Source organism: Mycobacterium sp. RTGN5, from assembly GCF_033804465.1.
Classification (GTDB): Bacteria; Actinomycetota; Actinomycetes; order Mycobacteriales; family Mycobacteriaceae; genus Mycobacterium.
The window spans coordinates 48441-70704 of record NZ_JAPZLA010000010.1 but is presented as its reverse complement, the minus strand read 5'-3'; the positions used below and the strand labels follow the sequence as shown (position 1 = coordinate 70704).

Sequence of the window (22264 nt, the reverse complement as noted above, 5' to 3'; positions counted from 1 at the left end):
GTGGTCGAACCAGTAACAGCAGCTCAGTCACTTATATACGAAACCGGATAATTTATCCGGCCATGAATATATCGACTGGGGCCGAGCTGTACAAGGTGCGACAGCGATCTGAGACTATCGACGCATGGTGGAGAGATGGACGCGTGAGCGGCGGCTGCAACACACCCGAAATCTGCTGCTCGACGCGGCAGAGGCGGCGTTCGCCGATCACGGCTTCGCAGGTGCCGCGCTCGACGACATCGCCGAGGTCGCCGGGTACACGCGCGGTGCGATCACGTCACACTTCGGAGCCAAGGACGACCTGTTTCTTGCTGTCGTCGAGCGGCGGCTACAACGCCTGGCGGCCAATTTCGACGACGTCATCGGCTCTTTCGAGGTGCTCAACGACCAACTGGTCGACGAACTTGTGAAGCGGTGGCGCGGCGTCACAACCGCCAGTCGGGCTGATGCTGCGCTCAACTACGAATTCTCCCTGTACCTGCTGCGAAACGCAGATGCACGCGAGCGTCTGGCGCCACACCGCGAACGGATGATCCAGTGGATCGCCAACTACATCATCAATCACGTTGCTCGCCTTGGCGGCGAGCTCCGGATGCCCGCCGAGACGTTGGCTCGGCTGCTTGTCGCCAGCACGGAGGGCGTGTTGATGGGAAGCCATTTGGACGACCAGGACCTTTACGAGCCCTATCTGCAGTTTGTGATGGCGAATCTCGTGCTGCCCAGCAGGTAACGGTTGTCAGGCCGGTGAGCGGGCGTCCTGTGGCCTGAGCAACGGCAGCGCCACCGCGACGACGATCAGCCAGCCCAGCGCCGCAACGGGGATCGCCCACATCCGCCGCACCGCCAGCGCCTGCTGGCAGCGATCGGTAGCGCCGGCGAATGTCGCCTGTGCCAGGTCGGCGCTAAAACCGCTGCCGCACTTGACTTGTACACCCCAGGCGTCGTAGTCGGGGAGGTATACCGGCCAGCGCAGGGCGAGTAGGCCGACCGTCAGCAACGCCACCGCGACGGTGCCCGCGACGATGCGCCGGGTGGTCACGTCATGCAGACATTCGCGAACAGCAGCACGGGCCACGATGCGATGGACCCTAAGAACGACACGACCAGATCAGCGCCGTGCAGTTGATGCAGGTGCTCGGTGTGGGTCGACGACCACACCAGCCCGACCGCGAGATAAGGGATGCCGAGCAGCAACCCGATGCCGATCAGTTCGGCGATGGTCAGCTTGTAAGCCAGGATCTGTCGAAGCTTCGTCACCAGCTGCATTAGGTCCCCTCCCGCCTGCGTGAGCCCAATCCTAATCAGAAGGGCGGCCAACGAGAGCGATTTGTGAGAACCTGAGTTTCCAGACTCGGGGAGGGGCCTGATGGACGATTTGATGACGCGAGTGCGCCGGGTGCTCAACTACAAGGTCAGCATCGAAGCAGTGCTCGAGGTGGCGATGTGGCTGGCCGTGCCACACCTGATCATCGGGCTCACCTGGGCGTTCTTCCACCCCGAAGCCGTGCAGCAGCTAGAGGTCCAGCTCGGCCGGATCCTGCCGGCCGGCGCCGAGGTCGCGGCGTACGTGGAGGCGGCCCTGTTGTGGCCGGTGCTGTTGCTGCTGCCGCCGCTGTGCATTGGCTAGACCAGGCCTAGTCGGCGCCCGAGTCCTCGCTGCTGGCAGTGACCAGGGCGCGATGCCCGTTCGACTCGGGTGTCACGGTACCGGCGGCGATCTCCATCGCCTTCTCGGTGTAGACCCGATACCCGTAATCGGGCCGGTAGCCATGTATCTCGGGGGTGTCCAGGTCGCGGATGAAAGCCAGGATCTGCGGGCTGAACAACTGCCCGGGCACCAACACCGGGAACCCGGGCGGGTACGGCGTGACGAACGTCGCCGAGACCACCTGCCGGCCGGCGGCCAGCCGCTCGTCGATCTCGGCGTCGGAGAGGTACTCGCAGTTGCCGTCGTTGTAGGACAGGTAGAACGCCGCCCGAACGTCCCCTTCGGGGGTGGCGTCGCCGTCGCGGAAGGCGGCGTGGAATCCGCTGAAGTCCGGTAGCGGAATCGATTGCCGCATCAGGCGATGCACCCGCCGTTCGAATCGTCCGCGCTCGCCCAGGCTCATCTCGGACACCTGCTCGTCAAGCTCGCAGGCGATCTTCACCAACACCTCGACCAGGAACGCCACCGAACTGCGGGTGGTGCCGATGTTGGTCATGAACAGCACGGTGTTGCGGGAGGTCTTGTTGATCTGGACACCGTGGCGGTCCATCAATTGTTCGCGCTTGAACTGATCGCCGTCGTAGCCGGTGTTGCCGATCGACAACGTGATTCGTGACGGATCGAGCACGAACTCGTCAGCCGCCCAGGCCGCCATCATGTTGCGCAGACCCGAGCGCAACGGCTGGCCGATGCGTGATGGCCGGTACATCTCCGGGATCAGATCCGAGGTGCGCAGGCACGACACGTACTTGCGCAACAACGGGTGAATGTCGATCGCGTCGCGCAACTGCATCGCGTTCTCGAGCTGACGCTGCACGAGTTCGACCCCTTCGAGTGCCACCTGACGCCGGCCCAGATCCAGCGATGCCAGGATTTGATAGTTCGGCGACGTCGACGTGTGCGCCATGTACGCCTCGTGGAACGCCTCGGCGACCTTCTGTTCGAAGTCCTGGTCGAAGACGTGAATCATCGAGCCCTGCCGAAGCGCCGTCAGTGTCTTATGGGTCGACTGGGTGGCGTACACCCGCACCCGCGCCCTGGCCGGATCGGGGATCAGCCGGTTTTCCAGCAGTTCCTCGTCCGACATCGTGGCTCGCTCGGCCAGCGTCGACTCGTAGTGCGCGATGTAGGACGGGTCTTGCAGCTTCTCGCGCAGCGCCTTCGCCGCGGCCATCCCGGTCCGGCTGCGGTAGACGGGGTGGAATCGCGCGAACGCGAACCATGCCTCGTCCCAAAGGAATACGAGGTCGGGCTTGATGGCCAGGCATTCCTCCATGACTCGCGTGACGTCGTAGACGATCCCGTCGAACGTGCAGTTGGTCAGCGACATCATCTTGACGCGGTCGAGCTTGCCCGCCGCCTTGAGGGCGAGCAGCTTGGATTTGATTTCGTGCAGCGGCACCGCGCCGTACATCGAATAGGTCTCCAGCGGATACGCCTCGAGATAGACGACCTCCGCGCCGGCCAGCATCATTCCGTAGTGGTGGGACTGGTGGCAGTTCCGGTCGAGTAACACGATGTCGCCCGGGGCGACAAGTGCTTGCGTGACGATCTTGTTCGCCGTCGAGGTGCCGTTGGTGACGAAGTAGCTGTGCCGCGAGCCGTAGGCCTCCGACGCCAAGTCCTGCGCCTCCCGCAATGGGCCGGTCGGGTCGAGCAGCGAATCGAGCCCGCCGCAGGTGGCTGACGTCTCCGCCATGAACACCTCGAGGCCGTAGAAGCTGACCATGTCCTTGATCCAGTGCGAGGTGACGATCGACTTGCCCTGCGAGATCGGCAGCGCATGGAACACACCGGTGGGCCGGTGGGCGTACTGCTTAAGGGCGCTGAAGAACGGGGTGCGGTAGCGGGCGGCGACCCCGTGCAGGATCGACAGGTGCAACTCGAGCATGCCTTCGCGGGCGTGGAATACCCGGCGGAAGTGCTGGCCGAGCCGGCCGGCGATGCTCTCGACGTCGATCTCGGTCATCAGGTAGAGGTCCAACTCGGGACGGAGTTCGGCCAGCGAGGTCGCCAGGATCTCGGCTCGGTCGTCAGGGGACTGGTGGTCAGCGAGTTCGCCGGTGAGTTCGGTGTCGATGAACTCGGCCAGCGTGGACAGATCCCGGGTCGACTGATGGGAGAACCGCCGCCGGATCACGACGGCCTGCAGGTTGACGTTGAGCCGGGCGGCGATCAACGCTTCGTCGCCGCTGCCGACCACGACCAGCTCGTAGACGAACTCGTCATCGGGACGGCGCCAACTGCGCACCTCTTTGCGCAGCGCGCGCTCTTGCGCGTCGGTCATCTTTTCCACGACCAGGACCTCGAAGTACGGCTGATCGCGATGTGACGTGGGCGCGCTTTCCAGCTGTCGCGGGTCGGTCGGGAACAGGTCCTGGTCTTCGGCTGCGGTCTCGGGGTGCCCGGACCGGTAGGACTCAGTGGTCAGCGCGCGGTTGACGCGGGTGACGACGCCGGCGAACTTGTCGTAGCTGCCGCCCGCGAATAGCCGCTGCACCCTGGCGAATTGCGGCGAGCCGGGGAACGCCCAGTACGGCTCCAGTGGCGTGAGGTCATTCAGTAGATCGCGGCAGATGCCGACGTATTTCTCTTTCAGCGCACCGGTCGTGGTTGTCCTCGTGAGCCGGTCGGCGGCCTCTTCGAGTCGGCACCAGGCGTCCGCCCGCAATTGCCCAACACTGTTGTACGCACGCGAGATGTCCACCATTTGAGGCCCTTTCACGATTCTCGGTGACAAGGGTTGCAGAGCGGGCATGTCGGGCGGGCCAACCGTGGACCAAGCGTGCCTGTCGATCGGCTGACGCCAGGGTGTCGACTCCCGCCAAGCCGTCTCACAATCGAGACCCGCCACCGTTGCGTGCCGACTAGCGTGGTCGGGGTGAGCGGACCTGTCGACGAACTCGGCGCCCTGGACATGCTGCTGCATCGCGGGGAGGCCAATCCGCGGACGCGGTCAGGGATCATGGCGTTGGAGATCCTCGACCGCACACCGGACTGGAACCGGTTCCGGACCGGCTTCGAGAACGCCTCGCGCAAGGTGCTCCGGTTGCGCCAACGGGTCGTCGTGCCGACCCTGCCAACGGCTGCGCCGCGCTGGGTGGTGGACCCCGACTTCAACCTCGACTTCCACGTCCGCCGGGTGCGCGTGCCCGAGCCCGGCACGCTGCGCGAGGTGCTCGATCTGGCCGAGGTGAGCCTGCAGTCGCCGCTGGATATCTCGCGACCGCTGTGGACGGCGACCCTCGTCGAAGGTCTGGAAGGTGGCAAGGCTGCCACCCTGCTGCACTTGAGCCATGCCGTCACCGACGGTGTCGGCGCGACCGCGATGTTCGCCGAGATCTACGACCTGGAACGCGAACCGGCACCCAGGCCGGCGCCGCCGATGCCGGTGCCGCAGGACCTCACGCCCAACGACCTGATGCGCGAGGGCTTCAACCAACTGCCCGGCGCCATCGTCAGCGGATTGTTCGGCGCTGTCTCGGGCGGACTGTCGGTGATCGGGCGCGCGGTGCGTAACCCGGGAACGGCCGTGTGGGACGTCGTCGACTACGCCCGCTCCGGCCGCCGGGTCGTGGGCCGCGCCGCCGAGCCCTCCCCGCTGCTGCGCCGCCGCAGCCTGTCGTCGCGAAGCGAAGCCATCGAGATGCGCCTGGCCGACCTGCGCTCGGCCGCACACGCCGCCGGCGGCTCGATCAACGACGCCTACCTGGCCGGGCTGTGTGGAGCGCTGCGGCGCTACCACGAGGCGCTCGGCGTCCCGATCAACAGCCTGCCGATGGCGGTGCCGGTGAGCCTGCGCGCCGAGGCCGACCCGGCCGGCGGCAACCGGTTCGCCGGGGTCAACCTCGCCGCACCGATCGCCGTCGCCGACCCGGCCGTGCGGATCCAGAAGATCCGTAAGCAGATGACGTCACGGCGCGAAGAGGCGGCCATCGATCTGATGGGTGCCATCGCGCCGGTGGTCGGGCTGCTGCCCGATGCCATCCTCGAGGCGATGACGGGGTCGGTCATCGCCTCCGATGTGCAGGCCAGCAATGTGCCCGTCTACGCCGGTGACACCTACATCGCCGGGGCAAAGGTGCTGCGGCAGTTTGGCATCGGTCCGCTTCCCGGGGTGGCGATGATGGTCGTGCTGGTCTCGCGTGGCGGCTTTGCCACGGTGACCGCCCGTTACGACCGCGCGTCGATCACCGACGAGGGCCTGTTCGCCCAGTGCCTGCGTGAGGGTTTCGACGAGGTGCTGGCGCTGGCCGGCGATCCGCCGCCGCGCGTGGTGCCCTCGTCGTTCCCCGATCAGGTCGACAACTCCGCCCAACCCTCCACGAACGGATCGGTGTCCTTCTGATGAGCGACAAGGAGATGCGGCTGCCCGGGTCGGTCGCCGAGGTGATGGCCAGCCCGGAGGGCCCACAGATCGGAGCGTTCTTCGATCTGGACGGCACGCTGGTGGCCGGCTTCACCGCCGTCATCCTCACCCAGGAACGCTTCCGCAGCCGCGATATGGGCATCGGTGAGCTGATCACGATGATCGCCGCCGGTCTCAACCATCAGCTCGGCCGGCTGGAGTTCGAGGAGCTGATCACCAAGGCGTCGCAGGCTCTTCGCGGGCGGGCGATGAGCGATCTGCACGAGATCGGCGAGCGGATGTTCGTGCAGAAGATCGAAAACCGGATCTATCCGGAGATGCGCGAGCTGGTGCATGCGCACATGGAGCGCGGGCACACCGTGGTGCTCAGCTCGTCGGCGCTGACCATTCAGGTCGAACCGGTAGCCAACTTCCTGGGTATCAAGAACACGCTGACCAACCGGTTCGAGGTCGACGAGAACGATGTGCTCACCGGCGAGGTGATCCGGCCCATCCTGTGGGGGCCGGGCAAGGCCAACGCCGTGCAGAAGTTCGCCGCCGACAACGACATTGACCTCAAGGGCTCCTACTTCTACGCCGACGGCGACGAGGACGTCGCGCTGATGTATCTGGTCGGCAATCCGCGGCCGACCAACCCCGAAGGCAAGATGGCCGCGGTGGCCCGCCGGCGGGGTTGGCCGATCCTGCAGTTCTCCAGTCGTGGCAGCGGCGGGCTGATGGGTCAGGTCCGCACCCTGCTCGGTGTCGGCGCCTTGGTGCCGGCCGCGACCGGCGCGATCTGGTGGGGGGCGCTCACCCGCAGCCGACGGCGCGGGCTCAACTTCTTCACCACCGCGTTCCCGAACCTGCTGCTGGCCGTAAATGGTGTGCGACTCAACGTCCTTGGTGGGGAGAACCTCACGAAGGAACGCCCGGCGGTGTTCATCTTCAACCACCGCAACAATGCCGACCCTGTCATCGTCGCGTCGCTGTTGCGCGACAACTGGACCGGTGTGGGCAAGAAGGAATTACAAAGCGACCCCGTCGTCGGCACCCTTGGCAAGCTCGTCGACACGGTCTTCATCGACCGGGACGACCCCAAGGCCGCCATCGAAACCATGCATGAGGTCGAGAAGATGGTGGCCAAAGGCCTGTCGATCATGATCGCACCCGAAGGCACTCGGATCGACACCCGCACCGTCGGCCCGTTCAAGAAGGGCCCGTTCCGGCTGGCGATGGCCGCCGGTGTTCCGCTGGTGCCGATCGTGGTCCGCAATGCTGAAGTGATCGCCTCCCGGGATTCCTCCACCATGAACCCCGGCGAGGTGGATATCGTTGTCCATCCGCCTCTTTCGATCGCGGACTGGACGCTCGACGATCTGCCGGAACGCATCGACGAGGTTCGTCAGCTCTACCTGGATACTCTCAAGGATTGGCCGGAAGGCGAAGTTCCGGTGCACGACCTGTACAAGAAGACACCGAAGAAGGCCGCCAAGAAGGCGCCTGCCAAGAAGGCTGCGGCCGAGAGGTCTGCGGCCAGGAAAACGCCCGCAAAGAAGGCCGCGCCTGCCACCCCGAAGTCGCCGAATGCCAGGGGCCGCAAATGACCCACACCGACCACCTGGCCGACTTCAGCACCACCGACGACGCGCTGGTGCTGGCCTCGGTCTCCTCGAAGGCCGAGTTCGAGCTGCTCAACGACTGGCTGCACGCCCAGCGGCGCGCACACCCCGACACCAAGGTCGAGGTGCTGCAGCTGCCGGCCGGTGATCCGCCGCCCGGCGTGGTGGCATCGCTCGTCGAGGAACTCTCGGGCGGAGAGGACCGCTTGGTCGTCCCGGTCCGGGTGTTCTGGGTTCCGGGCGGCCTGCCCACCCGGGTCAAGATCGTCGGCCTGCTGTCGGGGCGCGACACCTACCGTCCGCCGCAAGTATTGCAGCGCAACATCCTTCGCAAGGATCCATCCCGGGCCCGTATCGTCGCCGGCGAACCGGCGAAGGTGTCCGAGCTACGCCAGCTGTGGCAGGAGAACACCGTCGGCGACAGCCCGCGCGACTTCGCGCGCTTCGTGCTGCGCCGCGCGGCACTGGCGGTCGAGCGGATGGAACTGCGGCTGCTCGGGCCGGAATACAAGTCGCCGCAACTGATCACCGACGAGCTGATGTCGTCGTCGCGTTTCATGGAGGGCCTCGAGCAGATCCCCGGGGCCACATCGGTCAAGGCCGAGGAGATGCTCAACGAGTTGGCCACCGGGTGGAGCAGATTCTCCGTCGACCTGATCCCCAACCTCGGGCGTGCCATCTTCAGCCGGGGATTCGATCCCCGAATCGACTACGACAGCATGGAGATCGAGTCCATGCGCCGCGGCCTGGAAGACCACCCGGCGGTGCTGCTGTGGTCGCACCGGTCCTACCTCGACGGCGTCATCGTCCCGGTGGCCATGCAGGAAAACAAGCTTCCTCCGGCGCACACGTTCGCCGGGATCAACCTGTCGTTCGGGTTCATGGGACCACTGATGCGCCGCTCGGGTGTCATCTTCCTGCGCCGCAAGCTCGACGATCCGCTCTACAAGTACGTACTTCGCCAGTTCGTCGGGTACATCGTGCAGAAGCGCTTCAACCTCAGCTGGTCGATCGAGGGCACCCGGTCGCGAACCGGAAAGATGTTGCCGCCCAAGCTCGGTCTGCTCGCCTACGTCGCCGACGCGTACCTGGACGGCCGCAGCGAGGACATCCTGTTGCAGCCGGTGTCGATCAGCTTCGATCAGCTGCACGAGACCACCGAATACGCCAACTACGCCCGCGGCGGGGAGAAGACCCCGGAGAGCGCGGAGTGGTTGTTCAACTTCATCAAGGCGCAGGGGGAGCGCAACTACGGCAAGATCTACGTCCGCTTCCCCGAGGCGGTGTCAATGCGGCAGTACCTCGGTGAGCCGGGTGGCGAGGTCGCCACCGATGAAGCCGCCAAACGCCTCGCCATGCAGAAGATGGCGTTCGAAGTGGCGTGGCGGATCTTGCGGGTCACCCCGATCAACGCCACCGGGCTTGTATCGGCGCTCCTGCTCGCCACCCGCGGTCGCGCATTGACGCTGGGGCAGCTGCACCACACGTTGCAGGACTCGCTGGATTACCTTGAGCGTAAGCAGAATCCGATCACCAACAGCACCTTGCGGCTGCGCACCCCCGAGGGCGTGCGTGCCGCGGTCGACGCAATGTCCAACGGCCATCCGGTCACCCGGGTGGACGGTGGTCACGAGCCGGTGTGGCGGATCGCGCCGGAGCACGAACACGAGGCGGCCTTCTACCGCAACACGCTCATTCACGCGTTCCTCGAAACCGCGATCACCGAGCTGTCCTTGGCCCACGCCGGGCGGGCACCCGACGGTGACCGGGTTGCGGTGTTCTGGGACCAGGCCATGCGGTTGCGGGATCTGCTGAAGTTCGACTTCTACTTCGCCGATTCCGCCGCCTTCCGCGAGCACCTCGCCGAAGAGTTGTCGTGGCAAGAGGATTGGGAGGTGCATGTCGCCGGCGGTGGTGACGCGGTGGACAACCTGCTGCGCCGCAAACAGCCGCTGATGTCGCACGCCATGTTGCGGCCGTTCATCGAGGCCTACGAGATCGTCGCCGACGTGCTGTGTGACGCACCGACCGACATCGACGAGAAGGAATTGACCAAGCGGGCGCTGGGCGTGGGCGCCCAGTACGCCGCGCAGGGTCGAGTCCGCAGCAATGAGGCGGTGTCGGCGCTGCTGTTCGCGACCGCGCGGCAGGTGGTTGCCGACCAGCACCTGATGGAAGCCGCCCCGGATCTGCCGGAGCGCCGCCGGGCGTTCCTGCGTGAGCTGCGCAGCATCCTCGCCGACATGGACCGCATCAGCGCACTGTCCACCGAACAGTTCTATGTCCGCGAGCTGAATTTACGTGAGCAGGACGCCTGAACTTACGCTGACACCATGACCGCACCCGCCGACCGCCGCACCGCGGTATGGCCGGTGCTGTGGATGGTGGCGCTGCTCGCCGGGATCACCGCCGCCGGCATCGGCGCGCTGTCGCTGGCCGACGCACTGACGGCGACCGGCCTGCCCGACCCCGGTCCGGTCACCACGTTGGGGCTGCCGTTCGTGCGGGCCGCCGGTGAGATCGCGGCGGTGCTGGCCGTCGGCTCGTTCATGTTCGCGACGTTCTTCGTGCCGCCGCAGGACAGCGGCGTGCTCGACGTCGCCGGTTACCGTGCCCTGCGGATGGGCGTCGCCGCCACGGGGGCGTGGGCGGTGTGCGCCGTTCTGCTGATCCCGCTGACCATCTCCGACGTCTCCGGTCAGCCGCTGGGTGACCACCTCAACCCGGTCGAGCTGTGGTCGGTGGCGGACTTGGTCGACACCGCCGGTGCGTGGCGATGGACGGCGTTTCTGGCCTTGGCGGTGGCGGCCGCCGGCCGGGCGGTGCTGCGCTGGTCGTGGACGCCGTTCTTGTTTGGCGGCTCGCTGATCACGCTCATCCCGCTGGGGCTGACGGGGCACTCGTCGGCGGGCGGCGCGCACGACCTCGCCACCAACAGCCTGTTGATTCATCTGCTGGCCGGGGCACTGTGGGCTGGCGGTCTGCTGGCCCTGCTGGCCCACGCGATCCGCGGCGGCGAGCATGCCGCCCTGGCGGCGCGGCGCTTCTCGGCGGTGGCGTTCTGGTGCTTCATCGCGATGGCGCTCTCCGGCGTGATCAACGCCTTCATCCGGATGCGGTTCGCCGACCTGTTCGCCACCGAGTACGGCTGGCTGGTCGTGGCCAAGATCGTCGCGCTGTGTTCCCTTGGCTTCATCGGGTGGCGACAACGCCGCGGACCGGTGGCCGCGTTGCAGGCCGACCCGCAGGCGCGCGGCGTGCTCATCCGGCTGGCGTTCGTCGAAGCACTGGTGTTCGGCCTGACCTTCGGCATCGCGGTCGGTCTGGGCCGCACCCCGCCGCCTCCGCCGCTGACGGCGAACCCGTCACCGGCCGAAGTGGCGATCGGCTACGACTTCGCCGGGCCGCCGACCGTCGCGCGGATTCTGGTGGACTGGCGCTTCGACCTGGTCTTCGGCACGGCCGCCATCGTGTTCGCCGCGGTCTATGTGGCTGGGCTGATTCGATTGCGCCGTCGCGGTGATGCGTGGCCGGTGGGGCGGACGGTCGCCTGGCTGCTCGGCTGTGCGGTGCTGCTGTTCACCACGTCGTCGGGACTGGGCCGCTACATGCCGGCGATGTTCAGCATGCACATGGCGGCGCACATGCTGCTATCGATGCTGGTGCCGGTATTGCTGGTGCTGGGCGCCCCCGTCACCCTGGCGTTGCGGGCGCTGCCCACCGCGGGCAAGGGCAATCCGCCCGGGCCGCGGGAGTGGCTGCTCGACGCGCTGCACAGCAGGTGGTCGCGGTTCTTCACCCACCCGGTCGTCGCCACGATCGTGTTCGTGGCCGGCTTCTACGGCCTGTACTTCGGCGGCATCTTCGACGCCGCGGTGAGCAATCACGGCGCGCACGTGCTGATGAACCTGCACTTCCTGATGAGCGGCTACCTGTTCTATTGGGTGGTCATCGGCGTCGACCCCACCCCGCGGCCGTTGCCGCCGGTGGCCAAGATCGCGATGGTGTTCGCCTCGCTGCCGCTGCACGCGTTCTTCGGCGTGGTGTTGATGGGCACACCGCGGGTGCTGGGGGAGAGCTTCTACCGGTCGCTACAGCTGAGCTGGCACACCGATCTCGTCGGTGACCAACATCTTGGCGGTGGGATCGCTTGGGCGGCAGGGGAAATCCCGCTCGTGCTGGTGATGATCGCGCTGCTGATCCAGTGGAGCCGCAGCGACCGGCGCACGGCCAAGCGACTGGATCGGGCCGCCGACCGCGACGACGACGCCGATCTGTCCGCCTACAACGCGATGCTGGCCGAGATGGCCCGCCGCGAAGGCCGCTAACGACGCGCTTCGTTCGCCGAACGTAACGCCACGGCGGCGAAGTCGGCGATTTACCGCCATGGCGTTACGTTCGCGACGGGGTCTAGACCGGATTTCCGTAGCGACGGGGTTCGGTCGCCGATCGAGGCTCCCGCTGTGGCTCTGGGGAATCCACGGGACATGACGGTTGTCGGCGCGACTCCGGAATATCGCCAATGCGTTCAATGAGGTCGTTGAGAGGCCACCCCGACCACCGGATGAGATCGGGATCGTCGCCAGGCTGGAGCGAAGAGCTGCCTGGCCAGCCCTCCTCAAGATCCAGCAAGTAGTAATACAAGGCCGGATCGTCGGTGTCGTTCCACGGGCCTGGGTCGATGAGCGACCTTGTGGTGTCGCGGACCAAACCCCAAGTGATATCTGACGGCGGAGTTCTGTAGACCAGGTACATCATGGGCCCTTTGGTCCACGCGTGCGAGACCTCAAAAACATAGTGACCGGGACGAAGCTGACCGGTGTTCTTCGCATTCTGAATTGCGATGTGCCGCAGCAGATCGCGTAGCACACTTGCGGCGAATGAGCCCTCGCCGGCAATGGAGTCAGTTGATGGGCACATTGTTATTCACCCACGGTGGTGTCCAGGTCCAGTTCGGTCCGAGTTCCACTACGCCACTTCCTCCTGCAATGGGATACATGGTGATCAAACCCTTCTGCCCCCCTCCGGGTACAGTCGGGCTCCCGTTGATGTTGGCGACGATCCTCATCGTCAGGCTTTCGCCAGTGTCATTGCAACTGGGTATTCCGAGCGGGCCCGATGTGCAGTGCACTCGATTGATTGGGACCTCGTAGACGAGTGTTCCGTTTGTGTTGCTGATTGGCCGACTGTGAGAGATGAGATCTTTGAACACATTCGGGTTGATGACGCCGTGTCGCCAGTAGGCCTTGTCAAAACCGAAACCCTGTTGGGTTTGTGCGTCGTAGTAGCCGCGACGCATGACTACGTGATTGCCATCTAGGTCGGTTGCGTCGGCGACCACATCGTTAATCGGATAGGGAGAGGACGGCGGTGGAGCTTCCTTGAAGTCCACCGCCTGAACGCCGCCGTTCTCGGGTGGCTCGATAAATCGGTGATTGGACAACTCTGCAGTGGTAGCGGTGATCCTGGATGCAAGCTCATTGTCCGTGGTGCTGAGAGCGATTGCGCGACCGGCGATGACTGCGGCGTGCGAGCGGGCTGCCGCAATTCGCCCGCCCCGACTGGAGTCCGTTACCGACAAATCCTCGCTCACGCTGAATCCCGCTTCACGCGCTTGATTGATGGCGTTGAGGGCGTCGCGTTTGAGGTAATCGAGTTGATCGGCACCACGCCGGGCGATCTCGGAGGCTTCGTGCAGGGTGTCGGCGAGTCCACCGACTTGTATGAGATCGGCCATGGCCCGTTGCTGGGCAGCTTCGGCCGCTTGACCCTCCCACGAGGTGCCACCGGGCGAAAGGGTGTCGTGATGCGTGCTGGCGAACGAGTCCTCCCAATGCTCAGCGGTGTTCACCCAATCGGTAGCCGCCTGATACAGGTGCGCGGTGTCCCAGCCGACAATCTGCGACAGACTCGGCGCACCGGGCGTACCAGCGGGGGACATTTACACCCGGACCGATCTATCCAGCGCGGCCAGTCGATCGGCCGAACCTGCCTCCGTCGTCTCGTACCCGATTGCCGACGTGGCGATCTTGCTACCGGTTGCCTGCACTCGAGCGGCCAATACAGCTGCCGTTGAATGCAAGGCGGCGTAAGCGGCGCTTACGGCCTCGGAAGTCGCCTGCATTGGGGGTCCCGTAACTGCGGTCGGGACTTGGTTGGCTAACCGCGCTGATGTGGCCGCATGCTGCCCAGCTAGGGACTGCAAGGCGACGTCGCAAACCTCAAGGCGTCCCATTCCGCCAAGCCTAGAACTGGCCATCTGAGCTGACCAGTCACCCGCGCGGGTGACTATCCACAGTTGGCCCTCCATCCACAACCTCACCGATAGGGCTGCTTCCCGTCGTGGGGCTGTCGGCTAGTTGCGGCTGACTGGAGGCGCACACCACATCAAACGAAAGGACCACAGCCATGTTCGAGACTCATCTCACTGTCGTCGGCCGCGTCGTGACCGACCCTCGCCGCCGGATCGTCGGCGGCCAGGAGCTGATTAGCTTCCGGGTGGCCAGCAATTCCCGGCGCCGCACCGGTGACGGCACCTGGGAGCCCGGCAACTCGCTGTTCATCACCGTCAACTGCTGGGGCAAGCTCGTCACCGGCGTTGGCGCCGGCCTCTACAAGGGCGCGCCCGTGATCGTCGTCGGCGACGTTTTCACCAGCGAGTACGAGGACAAAGAGGGCATACGGCGGTCATCGCTGGAGATGCGGGCCAGTGCGGTTGGCCCCGACCTGTCCCGCGCCATCATCCGCTTCGAACAGCCCCAGCCCAGGCCGGCCGAGCCCGTCAGTGAGGAGCCCGAGAGTGAGGCGGGCACCCTGGACACGGGTGTCGCCGACGACGCCGAGGAGACCACGGGTCTGCCGTTGTCGGCCTGAGCGGCCGGTGTGGCCGCGCTGGCCTGGCCAGCGCGGCCGCAAGCCGTTCGTCGCGCGCGCCTAGGATGGTCGACGAGCATTTCACGACCAGACGGAAGGCAACACCGCGGCAATGGCGGAATACATCTACACCATGCGGAAGGTCCGCAAAGCGCACGGCGACAAGGTCATCCTCGACGACGTCACGCTGGCCTTTCTGCCCGGAGCCAAGATCGGCGTCGTCGGCCCCAACGGTGCCGGTAAGTCGAGCGTCCTGCGGATCATGGCCGGCTTGGACCAGGCCAACAACGGTGACGCGCTGCTGGCGCCCAACGCCTCGGTCGGCATCCTCATGCAGGAGCCGCAGCTGGAGGAAGACAAGACGGTCCGGGAGAACGTCGAGTCCGGCGTCGCGATCAAGGGCAAGCTCAACCGGTACAACGAGGTCGCCGAGCTGATGGCCACCGATTACACCGATGAGCTCATGGACGAGATGGGCAAGCTCCAGGAAGAACTGGACGCCGCCGACGCCTGGGATATCGACTCCCAGCTCGAACAGGCGATGGACGCGCTGCGCTGCCCGCCGCCCGACGAGCCGGTGACCCACCTCTCCGGTGGTGAGCGCCGCCGCGTGGCGCTGTGCAGGTTGCTGCTGTCCAAGCCCGACCTGCTGCTGCTCGACGAGCCGACCAACCACCTCGACGCCGAGAGCGTGCTTTGGCTCGAACAGCACCTCGCCGCCTACAAGGGCGCCATCCTGGCGGTCACCCACGACCGGTACTTCCTGGACAACGTCGCCGAGTGGATCCTGGAGCTCGACCGCGGCCGTGCCTACCCGTACGAGGGCAACTACTCGACCTATCTGGAGAAGAAGGCAGACCGCCTCGACGTGCAGGGCAAGAAGGACCAGAAGCTGCAACGGCGGCTGCGCGAGGAACTCGCCTGGGTGCGCTCCGGGGCGAAGGCCCGGCAGGCCAAGAACAAGGCCCGTCTCGGCCGCTACGAGGAGATGGTCGCGGAAGCCGAGAAGACCCAGAAGCTCGACTTCGAGGAGATCCAGATCCCGGCTCCGCCGCGGCTGGGCAACGTCGTCGTCGAGGTCGACCACCTCGACAAGGGGTTCGATGGCCGCATCCTGATCAAGGACCTGTCGTTCACCTTGCCCCGCAACGGCATTGTCGGCGTCATCGGCCCCAACGGTGTCGGTAAGACGACGCTGTTCAAAACGATCGTCGGGCTCGAGGAGGCCGACAGCGGCATCGTCCGGGTCGGCGAGACCGTGAAGCTCAGCTATGTCGACCAGAGCCGTGCCGGTATCGACCCGAAAAAGACGGTGTGGCAGGTGGTTTCGGATGGACTCGACTTCATCGAGGTCGGCCACAACGAGATCCCGTCGCGGGCCTACGTGTCGGCGTTCGGGTTCAAGGGGCCCGACCAGCAGAAGCCGGCCGGGGTGCTCTCCGGTGGTGAACGCAACCGGCTCAACCTGGCGCTCACCCTGAAAGAGGGCGGCAACCTGATCCTGCTCGACGAGCCCACCAACGACCTCGACGTCGAGACGCTGTCCTCGCTGGAGAACGCGCTGGAGGTCTTCCCCGGCTGTGCCGTGGTCATCAGCCACGATCGCTGGTTCCTCGACCGCACCTGCACGCACATCCTGGCGTGGGAGGGCGACGACGACAACGAGGCCAAGTGGTTCTGGTTTGAAGGAAACTTCGGGGCCTACGAGGAGAACAAACTCGAGCGTTTGGGAGCCGACGCGGCCCGTCCGCACAGGGTCACCCACCGCAGGCTCACACGCGACTAATGTGGCGCTGCGGACCAGCGCCGGTTCGCATGCTGATCAGGAGCGGCAGGTATGACGGCTGACCCCAGAACTACCGAGTCGATGGGCGAGGCCTACCTCGCCACGTATCGCGGTCCCCACGGCGGGGCCCCCGACCCGGATGCCACCGACACCGGTCCGCTCGTGACGGCGGCCGCCGCACGGGCGGTTCCACCGGGCCTGATCGCCGCACAGGAACAACTGGCGCAGAGCCGGGTGGTGGGGGAGAGCCTCGTCGCGATCTACTCCAGCGACGATCCCGGGGGCTTCGGGCCGGCGCTGCAGATCGTCACCGACCAGGCCACCATGCTGCTGGACTCGGTCACCGTGCTGCTGCACCGGCTCGGCGTCGCCTACATCGCATTGATGAACCCGGTGTTTCGGGTGCGGCGCGGTCCGACCGGCGAACTGCTCGACGTGCGGCCGTTGGCCGACGATGCGGCCGGCCAGGATTCGCAGGGCATCGAAGAGTCCTGGATCCACGTACAGCTGTCGCCGTCGGTCAACCGCAAGGCGCTGGCCGAGGCCGAGCGGATGCTGCCGATGGTGGTCGCCGACGCCCGGCAGGTGGCGCTGGATTCGGTGGCGCTGAGCGCGGCGCTGCACGACCTGGCCCGCGACCTCGACAACGACTCGGGAACCCGATTCACCGGTCCCGACCGCGAGGACGTCGCCGACCTGCTGCGCTGGCTCTCAGTCGGCAACTTCGTGCTGTTGGGCTGCCAGGACTGCACCGTGAGCAACGGGACGGCCACCGTCGTGGAGTCCAGCCGCCTCGGGGTGGCGCGGTTGCGCACCGAGGTGCTGCCGCAGCTCACCCATCCGGGTGATTTGTTGGTGCTCGCGCAGGCCACGATGCCCAGCTTTCTGCGTTATGGCGCCTACCCATACATCGTGGTGATCCGCGAGCACACCCCCACCGGCGACGTCGAGCACCGGTTCGTCGGGCTGTTCACGGCGACCGCGATGAGCGCCAATGTGCTTGACATCCCGTTGATCTCGCGACGGGTTCGCGAGGTGTTGACGCTGTCGCAGAACGACCCCAGCCACCCCGGTCAGTTGATGCTCGACATCGTCCAGACTATCCCGCGCTCAGAACTGTTCTCGCTCAGCGCCGAACAACTGCTCGCGATGGCGACCACCGTCGTCGACCTCGGCTCCCGGCGTCGCGCGCTGCTGTTCCTGCGCGCCGCCCAGCTCGGCCACTTCGTGTCCTGCCTGGTCTACCTGCCTCGCGACCGCTACACCACCGAGGTCCGGCTGCACATGCAGGACATCCTGGTGCACGAGTTCGGCGGACTGAGCATCGATTACACCGCGAGAGTCAGTGAATCTCCCTGGGCGGTCGTGCATTTCACGGTCAGGCTGCCAGACGGGTCCACGTACGAGTCGATCGACGCCAGTGAGGCCAACCGCACCCGCGTCCAGGAACTGCTCACCGAGGCGCTGCGCACGTGGGGCGACCGGCTGATCGCCTCCGCGCGTGAGGGCAAACTCGATCAGGCGATCGCCGAACACTACGCCGACGCGTTGCCCGAGGAGTTCAAGAAGGCCGTCACCTCAACCGAGGCGATCACCGACATCGGCCTCATCGAAGCGCTGCAACCAGATTCGGTCAAACTTCAGTTCGAAGAGGGCGACGAAGCCAACGAGGCCTTCCTCACCTGGTACCTCGGCGGGTCAACGGCGTCGCTGAGTCATCTGCTGCCGATGCTGCAATGCATGGGTGTGCTGGTGCTCGAGGAACGCCCGTTCACCGTCGTGCGCCCGGATGGCCTGAAGGTGTGGATCTACCAGTTCAAGATCCGGCCGGACGCGTCGATGCCCGACGCCGCGACCCAGGAGGAGTGGGACGCCACCGCCGTTCGGTTCGCCGACGCCGTCACCGCCATCTGGCAGGGCCGCGCCGAGATCGACCGGTTCAACGAGCTGGTGCTGCGGGCCGGGCTGACCTGGCAACAGGTGGCTGTACTGCGCGCCTACGCAAAGTACTTGCGGCAGGCTGGTTTTCCCTACAGCCAATCGCATATCGAGTCGGTGCTCAATGAAAACCCCGTGACAGCACACTCACTGGTCAGCCTGTTCGAGGCGGTGTTCGATCCGGACTCGGCCGACAAGGGCCTGGACGCGCTGGCCGCGGCGGATGCCGTCGCGACTGACATCGATGCGCTGGTCAGCCTGGACACCGACCGGGTGCTGCGGGCGTTCGCCGCGATGATCCAGGCCACGCTGCGCACCAACTACTTCGTCACCAGCGAGGACTCGGCGCACGCCCAAAATGTCTTGTCGCTCAAGTTGAATCCCCAACTGATCGACGAGTTGCCGCTGCCGCGACCGAAATTCGAGATCTTCGTGTACTCGCCGCGGGTCGAAGGTGTGCACCTGCGATTCGGCCAGGTCGCACGCGGTGGGCTGCGCTGGTCGGACCGCCGCGAGGACTTCCGCACCGAGATCCTGGGCCTGGTCAAGGCCCAGGCCGTCAAGAACGCCGTCATCGTGCCCGTCGGCGCCAAGGGCGGATTCGTCGTCAAGAAGCCGCCGGCACCGCTCGGCGACGCCGCTGCCGACCGGGATGCGTTCCGCCTCGAAGGAATTGCATGCTACCGGCTGTTCATCGCCGGCCTGCTCGACGTCACCGACAACGTCGACCGGGCCACCGGCGAGGTCGTCACCCCACCCAGAGTGGTCCGCCGCGACGGTGACGACGCCTACCTCGTCGTCGCCGCCGACAAGGGCACCGCCACCTTCTCCGACATCGCCAACGATGTTGCCCACTCCTACGGCTTCTGGCTCGGCGACGCGTTCGCCTCCGGCGGATCGGTGGGCTACGACCACAAGGCCATGGGCATCACCGCCAAGGGTGCTTGGGAGTCCGTCAAGCGGCACTTCCGGGAAATGGGCGTCGACACCCAGAGCGAGGACTTCACCGTCGCCGGTGTCGGCGACATGAGCGGCGACGTCTTCGGCAACGGAATGCTGCTGTCGCACCACATCCGGCTGATCGCGGCCTTCGACCACCGGCACATCTTCATCGACCCCAACCCGGTTGCGGAGCGGTCGTGGGCGGAACGCCGCCGGTTGTTCGACCTGCCGCGCTCGAGCTGGGAGGACTACGACCCCGCGCTGATCAGCGAGGGCGGCGGCGTGTTCAGCCGCCAGCAGAAGGCGATTCGGATCAGCCCGCAGATGCGTGCGGCCCTCGGTCTGCCGGGCGACGCCAACGAGATGACGCCGCCCGCCCTGATGAAGGCGATCATGCAAGCCCCGGTGGACCTCTGGTTCAACGGCGGCATCGGCACCTACATCAAGGCCGAGTCGGAATCGGATGCCGAAGTCGGTGACCGTGCCAATGACACTGTGCGCGTGAACGGAAACCAGTTGCGGGCCAAGGTGGTCGGCGAGGGCGGTAACCTCGGCGTGACGTCGCTGGGCCGTATCGAGTTCGACCTGTGCGGCGGGCGGATCAACACCGACGCCATGGACAACTCCGCTGGTGTGGACTGTTCCGACCACGAGGTCAACATCAAGATCCTGGTCGACTCGCTGGTCACCGGCGGCAAGGTCAGCGCTGCCGAGCGCACCGAGCTGCTGGCTTCGATGACCGACGAAGTCTCGCGGCTGGTGCTCACTGACAACATCGACCAGAACGATCTGATGGGTACCAGCCGAGCCAACGCGGCCTCACTGCTCAATGTGCACGCCCGCCAGATCACCGAGCTCGAGGAACGGCGTGGGCTCAACCGCGAGCTGGAAGCGCTGCCGTCGAACAAGGAGATCCATCGGCGTCAGGAAGTCGGAATCGGGCTGAGTTCACCGGAATTGGCGACGCTGATGGCGCATGTGAAGCTCGCGCTCAAGGACGAGGTGCTGGCCAGCGACCTGCCCGATCAGGAAGTGTTCGCGTCCCGGCTGCCGCGGTACTTCCCGAGCCAACTGCGCGACCACTTCACCGCCGAGATCCGCACCCATCAGCTGCGTCGCGAGATCATCACCACGATGCTTGTCAACGATGTCGTCGACATCGGCGGTATCTCGTTCGCCTACCGCGTCACCGAAGACACCGGCGTCGGTTACGTCGACGCGGTGCGCACGTTCGTGGCTGCCGACGCGATCTTCGGAATCGGCCAGGTGTGGCAGCGCATCCTCGACGCGTCGCGCAACAATGAGGTGCCGGTCAATGTCTCCGATCGGATGACGCTGGAACTGCGCCGCCTGCTGGACCGGGCGGCACGGTGGCTGCTGAACTACCGCCCGCAGCCACTGGCGGTCGGCGCCGAAATCAACCGGTTCGCCGCGAAAGTCACCGAACTGACGCCGCGGATGCCGGACTGGTTGCGTGGCGATGACAAGGCCATCGTCACCAAGGAAGCCGCCGAGTTCGCCGCACACGGTGCTCGCGCGGATCTGGCGTACGCGGTGGCCAGCGGGCTGTATCAGTACAGCCTGCTCGACGTGATCGACATCGCCGACATCGTCGACCGCGATCCCGCCGAGGTTGCCGATACCCACTTCGCGCTGATGGACCACCTGAGCACCGACGGGCTGCTGACCGCGGTGTCGGGACTTCCGCGCGACGACCGCTGGCATTCGTTGGCCCGCTTGGCGATTCGCGACGACATTTACGGGTCGATTCGGGCGTTGTGTTTCGACGTGCTGGCAATCGGCGAGCCGGAGGAGACGGGGGAGGAGAAGATCGCCGAGTGGGAGCACACCAACGGCTCGCGGGTCGAACGGGCGCGCCGCACGCTGGCTGAGATCTACGCCGACGACGAACGTGATCTGGCCACGCTGTCGGTGGCGGCGCGCCAGATCCGCAGCATGACGAGGACGAGTGGAACAGGATCAAGTGGCTAAGGGATTCACCACCGGCGTACATGTGCGCTGGTCGGATATCGACACGTACCAGCACATCAACCACGCCACCATGGTGACGATCTTGGAAGAGGCGCGGGTGGACTTCCTGCGCGAGCCCTTCGCCGAGGACATCACCACCATCGGGCTGCTCATCCATGAGGTGCAGGTGCTCTACAAAGGCCAGCTGCGGCTTGCTGATTCGCCGCTTCAGGTGACGATGTGGACGAAGCGGCTACGTGCGGTGGACTTCACCCTCGGTTACGAGGTGCGCTCGCTGACCGCCGAACCGGACTCACGGCCGGCGGTGATAGCCGAGACGCAGCTGGCGGCGGTGCACATCGAAGAGCAACGGCTGGTGCGGCTTTCGCCCAAACATCGGGAGTATCTGCAGCGCTGGCAGCGATGAGCCCCGACCGGAGCCTGACCATTCCCGACGCCGGTGGGCGCAGCGATCTGGCGGTGTTCGTCGAGCATGCGCTACGCCTCGACGAGGCCGCGGTGATCCGGCTGCGGGCCCGTTCCGATAGTCTGGTGACGGCCTGGGTGGCCACCGGGTTGGACGTGCTCGCCGTACGCGTCGTCGCCGGCCAGCTCAACCCGGCTGACTTATCCTGCGGCGCAGATGCATTGGCCCGAGGATTGCGCGGCGCCGACGACTCGGGCTACATCGACCCCGGTTATCCGATGGACTCCGCGTGGCGTGGGGGGTTGCCGCCGGACACCGGATTCACCCACGTTGACGACGTGCCGGCGGCCGTGCTCACCGAGCTGGCCGAGCGCGGTGCCGGCGTGGCCAAGGAGCACAGCAGTGCGCACGGGCCGCCCGCCTCGCTGCTGGATCAGGATGTGCTGCAGGTGAGTTCGGGTGACACCGCGGTTGGCGTGCCGATGCGCTGCGTCTTCGCCCTGACGGCCATGGGGTTTATACCCGAATCCCCGGGTGTCGAGGAGATCGTCCGCGTTCGGCTGTCGCCGACCTGGTTGCGCATCGACGCGCGCTTCGGATCGGTGTATCGACGACGCGGGGACCCCGCGCTGGTACTGCGTTAGGAGCC

At 66.0% G+C, this 22264-nt stretch carries 15 protein-coding genes; 11 read left to right on the top strand and 4 right to left on the bottom strand.

Features of this window, described 5'->3' with window-relative positions; translation table 11 throughout:
• Positions 1-124: 124 nt before the first annotated feature.
• The gene (locus tag SLQ31_RS28750) at positions 125-730 is read left to right on the top strand and encodes a TetR/AcrR family transcriptional regulator (RefSeq protein ID WP_319437596.1); all 606 of its coding nucleotides are present in this window, start codon (positions 125-127) and stop codon (positions 728-730) included.
• Positions 731-736: 6 nt separating this feature from the next.
• Here SLQ31_RS28750 and SLQ31_RS28745 read toward each other — a convergent pair whose 3' ends face one another.
• Together SLQ31_RS28745 and SLQ31_RS28740 are read right to left on the bottom strand one after the other, a co-directional pair.
• Positions 737-1039 (bottom strand): hypothetical protein, encoded by a 303-nt coding sequence (locus SLQ31_RS28745; protein ID WP_319437595.1) that lies wholly within the window; start codon positions 1037-1039, stop codon positions 737-739.
• Positions 1036-1266, bottom strand: a complete 231-nt coding sequence (locus SLQ31_RS28740) for a hypothetical protein (RefSeq protein WP_413643253.1) — start codon at positions 1264-1266, stop codon at positions 1036-1038. The genes SLQ31_RS28745 and SLQ31_RS28740 overlap by 4 nt, the downstream gene beginning before the upstream one ends.
• Positions 1267-1366: 100 nt before the next feature.
• Here SLQ31_RS28740 and SLQ31_RS28735 point away from each other — a divergent pair, with 100 nt between their 5' ends.
• Positions 1367-1627 (top strand): hypothetical protein, encoded by a 261-nt coding sequence (locus tag SLQ31_RS28735; RefSeq protein ID WP_319437594.1) that lies wholly within the window; start codon positions 1367-1369, stop codon positions 1625-1627.
• Positions 1628-1634: 7 nt separating this feature from the next.
• Here SLQ31_RS28735 and SLQ31_RS28730 read toward each other — a convergent pair whose 3' ends face one another.
• Positions 1635-4418: an ornithine decarboxylase gene (locus SLQ31_RS28730; RefSeq protein WP_319437593.1), complete on the bottom strand. Its 2784-nt coding sequence runs from the start codon at positions 4416-4418 to the stop codon at positions 1635-1637.
• Between the two features lie 162 nt (positions 4419-4580).
• Between SLQ31_RS28730 and SLQ31_RS28725 the strand changes: the two genes are divergently transcribed.
• From SLQ31_RS28725 to SLQ31_RS28710, 4 genes are read left to right on the top strand one after another with little or no spacing between them, the layout of a single operon-like run.
• Complete coding sequence (locus SLQ31_RS28725) at positions 4581-6056, top strand: wax ester/triacylglycerol synthase family O-acyltransferase (RefSeq protein ID WP_319437609.1); 1476 nt, start codon at positions 4581-4583, stop codon at positions 6054-6056.
• Positions 6056-7663, top strand: a complete 1608-nt coding sequence (locus tag SLQ31_RS28720) for an HAD-IB family hydrolase (RefSeq protein ID WP_319437592.1) — start codon at positions 6056-6058, stop codon at positions 7661-7663. The genes SLQ31_RS28725 and SLQ31_RS28720 overlap by 1 nt, the downstream gene beginning before the upstream one ends.
• Positions 7660-9996 (top strand): glycerol-3-phosphate 1-O-acyltransferase, encoded by a 2337-nt coding sequence (locus SLQ31_RS28715; protein WP_319437591.1) that lies wholly within the window; start codon positions 7660-7662, stop codon positions 9994-9996. Before SLQ31_RS28720 ends, SLQ31_RS28715 begins: the two co-directional genes overlap by 4 nt.
• Before the next feature lie 15 nt (positions 9997-10011).
• The gene (locus SLQ31_RS28710; RefSeq protein WP_319437590.1) at positions 10012-12006 is read left to right on the top strand and encodes a bifunctional copper resistance protein CopD/cytochrome c oxidase assembly protein; all 1995 of its coding nucleotides are present in this window, start codon (positions 10012-10014) and stop codon (positions 12004-12006) included.
• Positions 12007-12581: 575 nt separating this feature from the next.
• Here the strand turns inward: SLQ31_RS28710 and SLQ31_RS28705 are convergent.
• The gene (locus tag SLQ31_RS28705) at positions 12582-13619 is read right to left on the bottom strand and encodes a hypothetical protein (RefSeq protein ID WP_319437589.1); all 1038 of its coding nucleotides are present in this window, start codon (positions 13617-13619) and stop codon (positions 12582-12584) included.
• Positions 13620-14086: 467 nt separating this feature from the next.
• Between SLQ31_RS28705 and SLQ31_RS28700 the strand changes: the two genes are divergently transcribed.
• The 5 genes from SLQ31_RS28700 to SLQ31_RS28680 all read left to right on the top strand — a co-directional run bounded on the left by SLQ31_RS28700 (position 14087) and on the right by SLQ31_RS28680 (position 22259).
• Entirely contained in the window at positions 14087-14551 is a 465-nt protein-coding gene (locus tag SLQ31_RS28700) for a single-stranded DNA-binding protein (protein WP_319437588.1), read from the top strand.
• 112 nt (positions 14552-14663) lie between these two features.
• On the top strand, positions 14664-16337 hold the full coding sequence (gene ettA, locus SLQ31_RS28695) for an energy-dependent translational throttle protein EttA (protein WP_319437587.1): 1674 nt from the start codon (positions 14664-14666) through the stop codon (positions 16335-16337).
• Positions 16338-16388: 51 nt separating this feature from the next.
• Positions 16389-21209: an NAD-glutamate dehydrogenase gene (locus SLQ31_RS28690; protein WP_319437586.1), complete on the top strand. Its 4821-nt coding sequence runs from the start codon at positions 16389-16391 to the stop codon at positions 21207-21209.
• A complete protein-coding gene (locus SLQ31_RS28685) occupies positions 21202-21615 on the top strand; it encodes a thioesterase family protein (RefSeq protein ID WP_319437585.1) in 414 nt (137 codons plus the stop codon). Before SLQ31_RS28690 ends, SLQ31_RS28685 begins: the two co-directional genes overlap by 8 nt.
• On the top strand, positions 21612-22259 hold the full coding sequence (locus SLQ31_RS28680) for a hypothetical protein (RefSeq protein ID WP_319437584.1): 648 nt from the start codon (positions 21612-21614) through the stop codon (positions 22257-22259). Before SLQ31_RS28685 ends, SLQ31_RS28680 begins: the two co-directional genes overlap by 4 nt.
• The last annotated feature ends 5 nt before the right edge of the window (positions 22260-22264 follow it).